General features: G+C 52.4%; 13 protein-coding genes. 5 read left to right on the top strand and 8 right to left on the bottom strand.

What is annotated here, in order from left to right; genetic code table 11:
• The first annotated feature begins 159 nt into the window (after positions 1–159).
• Positions 160–1,197: an SDR family oxidoreductase gene (locus tag EVJ21_RS00635; protein ID WP_070327226.1), complete on the top strand. Its 1,038-nt coding sequence runs from the start codon at positions 160–162 to the stop codon at positions 1,195–1,197.
• Positions 1,198–1,248: 51 nt separating this feature from the next.
• On the opposite strand, the gene EVJ21_RS00630 is transcribed toward EVJ21_RS00635, so the two are convergent.
• Together EVJ21_RS00630 and EVJ21_RS00625 are read right to left on the bottom strand one after the other, a co-directional pair.
• The gene (locus tag EVJ21_RS00630) at positions 1,249–1,572 is read right to left on the bottom strand and encodes a YflT domain-containing protein (RefSeq protein ID WP_035386614.1); all 324 of its coding nucleotides are present in this window, start codon (positions 1,570–1,572) and stop codon (positions 1,249–1,251) included.
• 103 nt (positions 1,573–1,675) lie between these two features.
• Positions 1,676–1,903: a hypothetical protein gene (locus EVJ21_RS00625; protein ID WP_070327225.1), complete on the bottom strand. Its 228-nt coding sequence runs from the start codon at positions 1,901–1,903 to the stop codon at positions 1,676–1,678.
• A 119-nt stretch (positions 1,904–2,022) separates the two neighbouring features.
• Here EVJ21_RS00625 and EVJ21_RS00620 point away from each other — a divergent pair, with 119 nt between their 5' ends.
• Positions 2,023–3,081 (top strand): GTP pyrophosphokinase, encoded by a 1,059-nt coding sequence (locus EVJ21_RS00620; RefSeq protein ID WP_236633674.1) that lies wholly within the window; start codon positions 2,023–2,025, stop codon positions 3,079–3,081.
• A gap of 89 nt (positions 3,082–3,170) precedes the next feature.
• Positions 3,171–3,608: a MarR family winged helix-turn-helix transcriptional regulator gene (locus EVJ21_RS00615; protein WP_071397555.1), complete on the top strand. Its 438-nt coding sequence runs from the start codon at positions 3,171–3,173 to the stop codon at positions 3,606–3,608.
• 484 nt (positions 3,609–4,092) lie between these two features.
• On the opposite strand, the gene EVJ21_RS00610 is transcribed toward EVJ21_RS00615, so the two are convergent.
• The 5 genes from EVJ21_RS00610 to EVJ21_RS00590 all read right to left on the bottom strand — a co-directional run bounded on the left by EVJ21_RS00610 (position 4,093) and on the right by EVJ21_RS00590 (position 9,517).
• Complete coding sequence (locus tag EVJ21_RS00610; protein WP_236636540.1) at positions 4,093–4,647, bottom strand: class F sortase; 555 nt, start codon at positions 4,645–4,647, stop codon at positions 4,093–4,095.
• 31 nt (positions 4,648–4,678) lie between these two features.
• Positions 4,679–5,476: a DUF4397 domain-containing protein gene (locus tag EVJ21_RS00605; RefSeq protein ID WP_070327221.1), complete on the bottom strand. Its 798-nt coding sequence runs from the start codon at positions 5,474–5,476 to the stop codon at positions 4,679–4,681.
• A 250-nt stretch (positions 5,477–5,726) separates the two neighbouring features.
• On the bottom strand, positions 5,727–6,440 hold the full coding sequence (locus EVJ21_RS00600) for a glycerophosphodiester phosphodiesterase (RefSeq protein WP_131489717.1): 714 nt from the start codon (positions 6,438–6,440) through the stop codon (positions 5,727–5,729).
• An 11-nt stretch (positions 6,441–6,451) separates the two neighbouring features.
• A complete protein-coding gene (locus tag EVJ21_RS00595; protein WP_131489716.1) occupies positions 6,452–7,918 on the bottom strand; it encodes a carboxypeptidase M32 in 1,467 nt (488 codons plus the stop codon).
• Between the two features lie 66 nt (positions 7,919–7,984).
• A complete protein-coding gene (locus EVJ21_RS00590; RefSeq protein WP_131489715.1) occupies positions 7,985–9,517 on the bottom strand; it encodes an FAD-dependent oxidoreductase in 1,533 nt (510 codons plus the stop codon).
• Positions 9,518–9,719: 202 nt separating this feature from the next.
• On the opposite strand from EVJ21_RS00590, the gene EVJ21_RS00585 reads away from it, so the two are divergent.
• A complete protein-coding gene (locus tag EVJ21_RS00585; protein ID WP_131489714.1) occupies positions 9,720–10,697 on the top strand; it encodes a D-alanyl-D-alanine carboxypeptidase family protein in 978 nt (325 codons plus the stop codon).
• Between the two features lie 349 nt (positions 10,698–11,046).
• Complete coding sequence (gene putP, locus EVJ21_RS00580; protein ID WP_131463546.1) at positions 11,047–12,528, top strand: sodium/proline symporter PutP; 1,482 nt, start codon at positions 11,047–11,049, stop codon at positions 12,526–12,528.
• 59 nt (positions 12,529–12,587) lie between these two features.
• On the opposite strand, the gene EVJ21_RS00575 is transcribed toward putP, so the two are convergent.
• Positions 12,588–12,884: a hypothetical protein gene (locus tag EVJ21_RS00575; RefSeq protein ID WP_236636158.1), complete on the bottom strand. Its 297-nt coding sequence runs from the start codon at positions 12,882–12,884 to the stop codon at positions 12,588–12,590.
• Positions 12,885–12,891: the final 7 nt, after the last annotated feature.

Here is a 12,891-nt window from a genome sequence, read left to right as displayed (position 1 = left end):
CTGATTGGGAAGGAAGTTCGCGGTCCTGCTCGCGCGTTTGTTTTACTCGCGGCGGATCGCGTAGACCGTTGATGCTGCTATAAAAATCTGAGTTCGAAGTGGCTCATTCTCGTGACGCTTGGTATGATGGGTAGAGACTGAACAGAGAGGAAGAACGCTGTGAATATATTTATGACCGGTGCGACCGGATTTTTAGGAGGGCGGCTCGCCCGCGAACTGATTGCCCGAGGACATCGACTTTGCGTCTTGGCCCGAACGCCACAGAAAGTGACGGCGATGTTTACGAAGAGTGAACTTCGTTCGATTGACGTGCTCGCCGGTGATTTGACGGCTCCGCTCCTTGGAGCGGACGAGGCGTTTATCCAATCAAACGTTGATCAATTCGATTTGGTGCTCCACATGGCGGCGCTCGTCAAATTCGACGAAGAATTGCGCGAGGAGCTGTTCGATACGAACTTGACGGGGACGAGACAGGCCCTCGCTTTAACGAAGGCGTTGCACTGCCCCCGCTTCTTCCATGTCAGCACGGCCTACACGCTCGGGGCTCGTGAAGCAGGGGATGAGACGCTATATGCGACGGACCAGCCGTTCCATAATCCGTATGAGGAGAGCAAGGCCCATGCCGAACGCGAAGTCTGGGCGGCCCGACACGACCTCGCCGTCTCCATTTTCCGGCCGGCCATCATCGTCGGCGACTCGAAAACCGGGGAAGCCGACTCGAAGTTCACGATGTACGGTTACATGCGCGCCCTCGAGGTGTTCAAGCGCCGCCTCGAGCGTCGAGGTGCCCCGGCCGAACCGATCCGTCTGCTCGGCTCGGAGACCGGTACGTCTAACCTCGTCCCGGTCGATTACGTGGCCGACGTGTTGCTCGCCGCCATCGAGCACGCCCGCCCGAACACGATTTACAACGTGACGAACGATGCCCCGCCTCGGAACGAGACGATGCTCGAGTATATGAAGCAGGCACTCGCGTTCCCGCATCTCAAGATCACCGAGACTCAATCCTCAAAGCTCAGCAACGTTGAGCACACGTTCAACGAGATGGTGAAAGTGTTCAATCCTTATTTGAATCGTAATATCGTCTTCAACGATCAAAATACGAAGCAACTTTTAGCCGATGCCGGCTATAAGCCGCTTGATTTGGATGAACGGTCGCTCCGCCGGATCGTCGATGCCTACTACGATACGAAGTGACATCAAAAAACGGACCTGACAAATTTGTCAGGTCCGTTTTAAAATGATTACTCAACTCTTGTCGCAAACGAGAACGATTTTACCGTCCTGAATCTCACTTTCAAGTGATTCGACCATCTGCTTCGTCAGCCCGAGGCTCTCGAGCTGGTCAAGACGGTCATCCGAGTTTTTCGTGAATTTTGACACGAGTGATTCCCACATGCCTTTCTCGGTGATGCGGTAAGGCTGCACACCCGCTTCGGCAGCGAGTCGAATCGTCAATTCTTCATCTTTGGCAAATAAGTAAATGCTCTCATTGACGCATCCGCCCGACACCATTCCGTTCACTTCATGGTCGACCGAAGTCATATCTGGCACAATTCTCGTTTCTAACATCTTTCATCCTCCTAAACGTTCGCTTTCTAAAATCGAATAATATACTATTCCCGAAAAGTGAGTCATAAAACCCGATTGGACGAATCGTTTTATTAACAAGAGGTCAATGTATCGTGTAAGACCAATACTCGATCTCGAAGTGGTCGACGAGCCCTTGGATGCGCTGCCGCTCCTCGGCTTCGGTCTCCACCCCTTCCCGTCCGACTTTTATCCGGAACAGTTCGGGTTGCGAACTGGGCTTCGAGACTTTGTAACCGGCCTGTTGCAACAGGCCCGAAACGATTTCAAGTTTCTCGCGCTCAGGCGATTTGAACGTATGCGACACTTTCATAACATTCTCCCTTCCCCTTTTTCTCTGACGTATTGTATCATATCAACCGGGAAGTACCGCCGTGCTATCAAGTTTTCATTGATGATATAATAAGAACAATGAGACAAGGAGTGATTGAGATGCCGAGACAGGATATGAACACAATCATGCTCGACTATATGAATGAGAAAGAGGACTATGAGGCGTTCGCCGCCAAGCTGAAGTCGCTGCTGAGCGAACTGTTGGACGATGCCGGGATCCAGTTCCACTCGATCGTCGCCCGAGCGAAAGAAGCCGAGAGCCTATATGCGAAACTGTCCCGCAAGCCGTACCAGTACCGGTCGCTGCGTGACGTCCAAGATTTGGCCGGGATCCGGATCGTCACTTATTTTCATGATGACGTCCGCGCCGTCGCCCATATTCTTGAAGAAGAATTTCGAATCGACCGCGAGCAGTCGATCGACAAGTCGACGTTGCTCGACCCGAACGAGTTCGGATACCTGTCCGTCCATTACGTCGTCGGATTGAGCGATAAACGGCTCGCCCTCGGTGAATATCGCCGTTTTGAGGAGAAAGAGGCCGAGATCCAAGTCCGCTCGATCCTCCAGCACGCCTGGGCCGAGATCGAGCACGATTTAGGTTATAAGAATCCGAACGCGGTCCCACCGGAGATCAAGCGCAGCTTCAGCCGTGTCGCCGGACTGCTCGAGATCGCGGACTCGGAGTTCGTCAATATTCGCAAACAGTTGCGCACGTTCGAACAAGAGACGGTCGAACGGATCGTCGAGTCACCGGAGAAAGTCACGATCACCCGCGATAACTTGAACTACTATATCGCCAACGACGTCACCGTCGAGAAGCTTGATAACGCCATCTTCCAAAGCGACTGGTTGCTCGAGACCGACTTGTCGACCATCGTCGAGCTGACGCGCATGTTCCATTATGCCGAGATCCGAACGTTTCAAGATTTGAGGGATACGCTCGATCGTTACTTCAATCGAGCCGTTCAATGTGCGACGCTACTGCCGTCCTCGTTACTGCCGCGTCAAGGGATGGGTGTCGTCTATGCCGTTCTCGCCAAACTGCTCGCGGAAGGCGATGATCAACAGATCGAATTCTTCTTCCGTCGGTTTTATCCGGACTTGAAGCATTACGACGAAATCATTCAAGAATTGCGTATCCACGAAGAGCCATCATAACTTTACAGACTTCATGTTTTTGTTGTAGAATGTTTTTATGTACTGAAATATATGCAAATAATGATTTTTTATAGAAGGGACTTTCGAGGATGACAACACCTGTACACACGGCATCCCGTCGCCAGCTCGTCGCAGACGCTGAGCGTGGGATTCGCATGAACTACCGCGGAGTGAAAAAGAACCTCCGCTCGATGTTTTCGCAATACTTGACGCGTAACGAATTCTTCATCCTCCGATCGCTCTGTCAAAATAGTCCACAAATCGCCTCGGCTTTGTCGAATGAGTTTCAATTCTCGGCCTCGATGATCACGGCCCTTGCTGATGAGTTGACGAAAAAAGGCTTGATCTCGCGCGAACGCAGCGATCGCGACCGTCGTGTCGTCGAACTTCAAGCGACAGAGGAAGGCCGTGTCTTGTTCGAAACGCTCGAACACATGAAAATCGAGTACTTGATGGACGTGTTCGGCGATTTTTCAGACGAAGAATTGGTCCTTCTCTCGAAGTTGCTCGACCGCATGGACGCCTAAGGCGAACCAGACTTTATAGTGAATACGACTTAAAACAAGCAACAGGTCCCGAATCATCGGGACCTGTTGCTTGTTTTAGATATCAGATTCATTCACCTAGCCGCGTCTGATCGGCTGCCTGTTCACGCGCCCTCATCTTTTCATTCCATCTTCGGTGCTCTTCAAAAAACAAGTCTTGCTCATTATGGAGACGCATTTCTCTCATTTTCTTACTCAGTTCCCGTTTCTCTTTCACTGAGTCACGACCTAACACGAACTGCCAAGTCAAATATATGCCGATCGCAAGTAGGAAACTGCCGCTGCCAGTCCCAACTCTCTCATAACTGATTAACCAAAAAATAATGAACAGTCCTACATTTGCGATGTGTTTTCTTTTTAGCACGCTCTATTAAATCCCCCGTCAATTTATTCAATCAATTTTCCGACAGTTTATAATATATCAAAAAAACTCGGGATGATTTTCATCCCGAGTTGAAAAATTGTGCTATTGCTTAACAATCGCCGTGACGACAATCCGGTCTCGATACCCATGTTCTGGGTCATAAGGACCCGCACACGTGATGAGTTGAAGACGAACCGATTGTGTCGCCGCGAAAATCGAGGCGAGCGGAACATCTTCGACCCGGTACCGTTCGACTGACACGACCTCATATTCGATCACTTGCTTGTTACGTTGGAGCGTCACCTGCTCTCCAAGTCGTATCTGATCAAGATTAGCGAAAATGGCCGGGCCTTGTAAATCGTCTAAATGTCCGGATAAGACGACGTTGCCTTTCGCTCCTGCTTTCGCCCCGTAACGATACCAGCCGACCTCGTCTGCTTCAGCCGGTGTGTCCATCCGGTCGTATCGGTCTTTACCGACCGGTTGGATGACAGTATCGACTTCAATAGACGGGATCTTCAGTCGTTTTGGAACGAACGTCTCGGTGTGAAAGGACTGACGATCGATTTCAGTAGCGGCCAACACGAGCGGTTCTGCGAATCCGACAGTTGAAAGTTTCGCATCCACGCCCGGGGCATCCGCTACTGGTGCTACCATGAGGAACGAGAACGTTCCGATCAAAAGTAGCTTAAGCGTCTTGTTTCTGACGACGAAAGACGTAGAAGCCAGCTGCTGCTGCGCCAAGTACTGCTGCTGCGAGCAACCAGTTCATTGAAGCTGTCTGAGCGAGACCGCCTTGACCTGTCTCAGGAGCTTCGGCCATTTCTCCACCATCAGCTGCGAGGAGTACTTCGAAAGCAGGTTCCCCTTCAAGAAGGCCGATTGCGAATGCCGTATAGTTTTTACCGCCTTCGAGGGCGACGCCGTCAAGCGCTTTTACGACGTCAGTCGCGCCAGCTGGGCGAACTTCAAGATCGTACGTTCCAGCATCGAGTGTACCGTAGTCACTGACTGCTTTGAACTCGAGGTTTGAGAAGAGTGGGTCTCCACCTTTTGGAGCTACATCGACTGCAGGTGCGTCAGGTGCGAAGTGAGCGACGCGGACTTTCGATTTGCCATCTTCAAAGTTGGCGTCATCTTCCATCGCTGCGATCTCGATGTTTGCAAGTTGACCGATCGCTGCCGCTGTGTAGAATTTACCAGCTTCGATTGAAAGATCGGCTGCGACGACGACTGTCTCAGTGTCGCCTGCTGGTTTGATTTCGACGTTGTAGTCACCAGCCGGTAGTGTCAAGTAATCCGTAAGCGCTTTGAACTCCGCGCCTTCGACTGCGACTTCACCGTTGACATAGACGTCCACCGCAGGGGCGTCAGGCGAAGCGTGGAGCACACGGACCATCGCGTTCTCGTGTCCATCTGCACTGACTGGCAGGATGAACGCGAACGCTAGAGCAAGTGTACCAAGTAAAGACATCAATTTCTTCATGTGAAATTTCCTCCTTTTTTTCCTTGGGTTGACCGATCGACTGCATACGACAAGTTTGATGCGATGCTGCATAGTGTGCTACATCTGATTGCTATGTAGCTGGTGACATCTTAAACTTAAGACAACAGGACGACGGCGTAAAGATGACGGTGTGCTTTGAATATGCCGGTCGGCACATTTGGTTGTTACCGTTTTCTTTACATAGTCTTCCTTCCCGTTTCCATAAATTTAAAAACCCCGTAACGACCTGTTACGGGGTTGAATGTGCTCGAGCCCACTCGATATCGTTGACGAAAATCGCATCGACACCGAGCAGTTGGAACCGTTTCAGCTGTTCGATCGTCTTGACCGTGTACGGACGGACCTTGACACCGTTCTGTTGAATGAGCTTGATCTCGTCATCGGTCATCGTTCGGACACTTGGATGCACGCCTGTCGCCCCGAGCTCGTTCAAGTAACCGGCCAAGTCGAACAACGGTTGGGAGATGAGCGCGGCAGACTCGTACTCGGGTGCTAACCGCTTCAACCGGTAGAGCGTCTCATGATTGAAGGAAGAGAACAGGACGCGGTCGGCCGGGAATCGATGGGCTCGCAGCGTCTCGACGAGCCGGTCTTCGATCCCCTCGTACCGGTCGATGTCGGTCTTCACTTCAAGGTTGAGACAGACGCCCGTTCCTTTTACTAAGTTTAACAGGTCGTCTAGTGACGGGATGCGCTCCTCGAGGTCGAATAAGACACCGGCGTTGTATCGTCCGAGCTCGGACAACGTCATCTCGGCAATACGGCCCGACCCGTCTGTCGTCCGATCGATCGTCTCGTCGTGAATCAAGACGAGGCGACCGTCTTTCGTCAAATGGACGTCCGTTTCAATCCCGTCGGCATGGGCGGCGAGCGCTGCGCGAAACGCCGCCATCGTGTTCTCCGGGAACTGGTTCATCACCCCGCGGTGCGCGAATAGCTTCATCGGAAGACTCCTTACTCGGTGACGTATTTTTTCGTCAAATAGCGGACGAGCGGACGGACCGAGATATCGCCTCCGGTCACTTGCTTGATCAGCTCGTTCGGGGTGAGCGACTTACCGTGGCGATGGACGTTCGTCTCGAGCCACTGTTTGATCGGACCGAACTCGCCTTCATGCACTAACGTCTCAAAGTCGGACCGTTCCGATTTGAGCGTCTCGGTCAACTGCGCCGCATAAATCAATCCGAGCGCATAGCTTGGGAAGTAGCCGAATGAACCGCCGGCCCAATGGACGTCTTGCAATACGCCTTTCGCATCATTCGGCACCTCGACGCCTAAGTACTCTCGATATTTCTCGTTCCAAGCGTTCGGCAGCTCGGCGACGGTCAAATCACCTTGGATGAGTGCCTTCTCAAGCTCGTAGCGAATGATGATATGGAGGCTATACGTCAGTTCATCCGCCTCGATCCGGATGAGCGATGGCTTCGCCTCGTTCACGCCTGCGTAGAACGTATCGAAGTCGATATCTTGAAACGCCGGATGCCGTTCTTGTAGCCGTGGATAGACGCTGCGTAAAAATGCTTCGCTGCGCCCGACGAAGTTTTCAAAGAAGAGCGACTGTGACTCGTGGATACCCATCGATGCGCCTCCTCCGAGTCCGACCTCATCGAGCGCCTCGTCGATCTGTTGCTCGTAAGTCGCGTGGCCCGCCTCGTGCATCGTCCCGAACAGGGCGTTGCGGAAGTCCGACTCATCATACTTCGTCGTGATCCGCACGTCGCGGCGGTTGATCGTGATCTCGAACGGATGCACGGTCGCGTCGAGACGACCGCGGGACAAGTCATAATCGACGACCCGCATCCAATCGTGACAGATCTGTTCTTGCACCGCCGCCTCCATCGACCAGTCGAGTTCATGCTTGCTCGACTTCAACTGACGGATCAACGGGACGAGCTCGTCCCGTAGCGTCTGGAACAATTCGTCGAGTTGTTCGACGGTCATACCCGGTTCGTAATCATAGAGCAACGCATCGTACGGATGCGTCTTATATCCGAAATAATCCGCGAACTTACGCTGGAACGCGACGATTTTTTCTAAATACGGGGCGAATGTGCCCCAATCGTTCTTGTCTTTCGCTTTTTCCCATGCCGTCTCGGCTTCAGAGACAAGTGTGACGTAGGCCTGATACTCCGCCGGAGGGATTTTGGCGTTCCGTTCATATTGCGTCTTCGCCACGGCGACCGAGCGGACCTCGGTCGGTGTCAACTCTTCGGTCGCTGTCATCTCGGCGAGCAGTTCCGCGAACGAATCGCTCGTCTGACGTTTGAACGCCTCTGTCGACAAGTAACCGATCGTCTCGGCACGAAGCGGGGCCGACTGTTCCGGCATCTGTGTCCGCATGTCCCAATATAGTAGCGAGATCGCCTCATCGAACGCACGTAACTGTTTGAAATGTTCACGCCATTGCTTTGTAATTTCCATCTGATTCCCACCCCTATGACAGTTGTTTCCTTACCTCTCTACTTTAATCGATGTGACGAAAAATGCCTATTCTTTCGACACATCCGCTTTTTTCTCATAGTGGAGCGGCTTCGTCGCCGGACCTTCAAGGACGTTTCCTTGCGTGTCAAAGCGCGATCCATGGCATGGACAGTCCCAAGACCGCTCCGCGTTGTTCCAATTGACGCCACAACCCATGTGCGTGCAACGGGTCGATACGAGATGACAGTTGTTATCGAGATCCCGATAAGCGCCGACTTTCTTGCCATCGACGTGAACGACCCCACCTTCGTCGAGTTGGAGGTCGTCGAGCGAGCCCGGCTTCTCGAGCGTTCCTTTGACGAATTGGGCAGCCGTGTCTATATTCGTCTTCAAGAACTGACCGACATCCGCCGGTTTGAACTTCGAACGGAGCGGATCCAACAGTTCGGTAAACCGGTTCTCGTGACCGGTCAGTAGGTCGGCGAGCAACAGTCCGGATGCGATCCCGTTCGTCATCCCCCATTTGGCGAATCCGGTAGCGACGAAGATGTCCGGTTCACGACTGAACATTTGACCGACGTAAGGAAGATGGTCCAACGTGATCAAGTCTTGGGACGACCAACGGAAACTTGATTTTTTAGCGCGGAACGCCTCATTCGCGAACTGCTCCAACCGGTCGTAGCGCGTCCGCGTCTCCGTCACGTGACCGCTCAGATGCCCCTCCCCTCCGACGAGGACGTACGAGCGATCGCCGTCATCGAACGTCCGGAACGAGCGACTCGGCGAATCGACGCTCAAATACATGCCGTCCGGCACGGGACCGTTCGTCTCGCAAGCGACGATGTAGGACCGTTCGACCTCAAATTTCGAGAAGTATAGTCCACGGATGTCGTTGAACGGATAATGCGTCGCGACCACGACTTGATCGGCTTGGACACGGCGCCCGGTCGATGTCGTGACGATCGGACGCGGGCTTTGGCTGATCTCCGTCGCCCGTGTTTTCTCATAAAGCTTCCCGCCCGCTTCGACAAAGCGACGCGCCAGTTCGTTCAAATATTTCACCGGATGAATCTGGGCTTGGTCGCGGATGACGGCTGCTTGTTGTACCGGAAATGGAAAGACTGCGTTGACCTCGTTCGTCGCATCCCCACCATTCAACCCGATTTTTTGATACGCCTCGATCTCGGAGGCGAGCTGACTCGAGCTGTCGATCGTATAAAGATATGAATCTTTCACTTCGTAATCGATGTCAAACCCGGTTTCGACTTGACGTCTCAAATAGTCGAGCGCCTCATCGTTGAACTCATAGTAAAGACGTGCCATCTCTTCATTGAACGTCTGCATCAATTTCGAATAGATGGCGCCATGCTGGACGGAACATTTGGCCGTCGTGTGCCCGGTCGTGCCGCGGCCGACTTCCATCGCTTCGAGCAGGACGACCTGCTTGCCCCGGTTTTGAAGCTCATAGGCGGTGACGAGTCCGGCGATCCCCGCCCCGATGACGACGATGTCACAAGAAACGGAACTCTCGAGTCGTGGATACTGTAGGGTGCGATCGTGTTGTCTCCACAATGAATTCGTGAATGGATAGCGATGCATGATGATACCTCCTTTAGGAATGAACGTGTCTGCTTATGTGTATACCCATTCCCTTCTGTTTCATCACTCGATAAATATTGACCTGTTTCTCGATTTTGAAGACGATTTCATTGCCCGACATCCATTATGGTAGAAAAGTAAACTATGAAGGAGCGATTGCAAAGTGAAACGTACCCGTAGACATCGTAGACACACCTATATAATGAGACGCTTGACCGTCGGCTTGATGCTCGTCGGAATGATCGCGATCATTCCGGCACTCATCGGCTTCAAGCAAGAAACACCGGTGAAACCTGATCCGAAGGCGCCGGTGGCCGAACCGGTCAAACAAGGACCGTCTTTCCCGGATATCCCAATCCAAGAATGGGTAGAAGATTCCACTCTGACCGCCGACCCGGAACAGGTTCTTGTCGGGGCGATGACGTTCGTTGATTTGACGGACGGTGTCGTCTTGTTGGACAAACACGGGGAGGAGCGTGTATACCCGGCCAGTACGACCAAGCTGATGACGGCATTGCTCGCCTATGAGAAAGCGGCGGTCTCCGGCGAACTGGACCGCCCCGTCGTCGAAGTGCACGCGACGACGCTCGACATCCCCTGGGACAGTCACATCGTCCATCTCGCTGTCGGCGACCGCCTAACCGTCCGGCAAGCGCTCTACGCGACACTGCTCGAATCGGGCAACGATGCCGCCAATAGCTTGGCGGAGTATGTGAGCGGCTCGACGGCGGAATTCGTTGAACTGATGAATGAACGGGCCCGCGTCCTAGGCTTGACTGGAACAAACTTCAAAAATGCCCACGGCTATTCGGACCCGGACCACTATACGACGGCACGCGACATGGCTAAAATCACTTACGCGTTCGGGACGTATCCCGAACTCGTCGAAATCGCCGGAACGTATGAGTACGAGGCGAAGTTCGAAGACAAAGATGGATTGATGAAGCGACGGTGGTGGTATCACCTCGGGTCGGCGATCAACAGCCGCAGCATCCACTACTCGGACCTCGTCAAGGCGACGAAGACCGGCTATACCGACGAATCGGGCTACACGATGGTGTTCTTGATGGAGCATCAAGGCAAGCAGTACGCGCTCGTGACGATGCAGGCGCGTTCCGGACAGACGTTCCCGACGATGCGGCTCGTCGAACAACTCGCATTTGGACGTCAGGCTGAATAAACGTTACATATAAAGAAGACCTGAACCGATCGGTTCAGGTCTTCTTTATGGCATATTCGTCTTAAAACAGTCACTTATGTTACAAGGAGATTACAGAGGCGTTGCCTCAATATTTCTAATTGTCATAATATTTAAACTTTTAGGGTGAAAAATAGCCTGTTTATCCGTTGGTATAATAGGCTTTAGAGCCGTTTTTATGAAAAGATGACAGTTTGCAATCATTCTGAAGGTCCGTTAAGGTTAGTGACAAGTTCGTAAAATCAGTTGGGTTCGTCATCTTTATGGGAGACTTCCCACATTTCAAACCAAAACTGTTGAACAACATTGAAAGCGTACAGGAGGTAATCAAATGTTATGGCAAGAATGGGTATCCATCGCGCTTTACCTCGTGATGATGCTAACTATCGGTTACGTCGCTTATAAGCGAACGACCGACTCATCAGATTATATGTTAGGCGGCCGCAAAATGGGGCCGGGTGTTACCGCCATGTCAGCCGGAGCTTCGGATATGAGTGGTTGGATGTTAATGGGTCTTCCGGGGGCAATGTATGCCACAGGATTATCAGCGATTTGGTTAGCCGTTGGATTGGTCATCGGAGCTTACTTGAACTACTTGTTAGTCGCTCCCCGTCTACGTGTCTTCACGGAGATGGCAAATGACTCGATCACGATTCCTGACTTTTTAGAGAATCGGTTCCGAGATCACTCGAACTGGCTACGGATCCTATCAGCTTCCGTTATCATCATCTTCTTCACGTTCTATACGTCAGCTGGACTTGTGTCTGGCGGGAAGTTGTTCGAAAGCTCGTTCGGGATCAACTATCAGACCGGTGTCATCGCCACGATCAGCGTCGTCATTCTTTACACGCTCTTCGGTGGGTTCACTGCTGTTAGTTGGACAGACTTTGCACAAGGAATTATCATGTTCATCGCACTCGTACTCGTACCGGTCGTCGCTTTGACAGACGTCGGTGGGATGACGAACGCCGTCAACACGGCGACAGCGATCAACACCGATCTTTTCGACTTGTTTAAAGGGACGACAACGCTAGGGATCATCGGTCTCCTCGCTTGGGGACTCGGTTACTTTGGCCAACCGCACATCATCGTTCGTTTTATGGCGATCAGAGATGTGAAATCATTGAAGGCGGCACGCCGAATCGGTATGGGCTGGATGACCGTCTCGATCATCGGTGCGGTCATGACCGGCCTCGTCGGTATCGCCTACTTCCGTGGTCAAGGCAATCCGCTAGCAGACCCGGAGACGGTGTTCATCCGTTTCTCTGACGTCTTGTTCCACCCGTTCATCACCGGATTCTTGCTCGCAGCGATCCTCGCAGCCGTCATGTCGACTGTATCGTCGCAATTGCTCGTCACGTCGTCGGCGTTGACTGAAGACTTCTATCGTAAGTTCTTCAACAAAGATGCAAGCGATAAAACGATGGTACTCGCCGGTCGAATCGGCGTATTGACGGTCGGTGTCGTGGCGACACTCATTTCGCTCAGCCCATCGAACACGATCTTGACGCTCGTCGGCTATGCTTGGGCCGGATTCGGCTCGGCCTTCGGTCCAACGATCCTCTTGTCGCTCTATTGGACGAAGATGACGCGCCAAGGCGCACTCGCCGGTATTCTCGTCGGTGCCATCACGGTCATCCTTTGGATCATCACGGGACTCTCGAGCGTCATCTATGAGATGGTGCCAGGCTTCTTCTTGAGTATGCTTGCCATCGTTCTCGTCAGCACGTTCACGAGCCAACGCGAACAAAAACGGATCAGCCGTGAGTTCAGTGAAATGGAAACAGAACTTGCTGCCGCTAGAAAAGATTAAGTCATACAAAACGCTCGACCCAATTCACGGGTCGAGCGTTTTTTGTCGGTTGTACTTCTTTAGTACATCGTCCCCGCCATCACCCAAAGTTGGAGGAAGAACGTGGCGAGCACGAGTGCGAGCATGGCATTTCTCATCCATCGATTTCGGTTCCAATAATACGCCATTAAGACGAACGGATGAAGCGCGGTCAATTCGTAGGGATTGAACCAAAACCAAGTGAGGATCAAGACGAGCAGGAAGTAGAGCACCGATTTCTGTTTCGTGGCACGATACTCCCGCCACATGTCGTAAGCCCCTTTAAAAAAAGCGACGAACGTGACAACCCAAAACACGATAACAATTATATTATTCAATCACCTT

The organism is Exiguobacterium sp. SH0S2, assembly GCF_004337185.1.
GTDB lineage: Bacteria > Bacillota > Bacilli > Exiguobacteriales > Exiguobacteriaceae > Exiguobacterium > Exiguobacterium aurantiacum_A.
The sequence above is the reverse complement of the archived record's forward strand: the minus strand, read 5'-3'. Positions and strand labels throughout refer to the sequence as shown.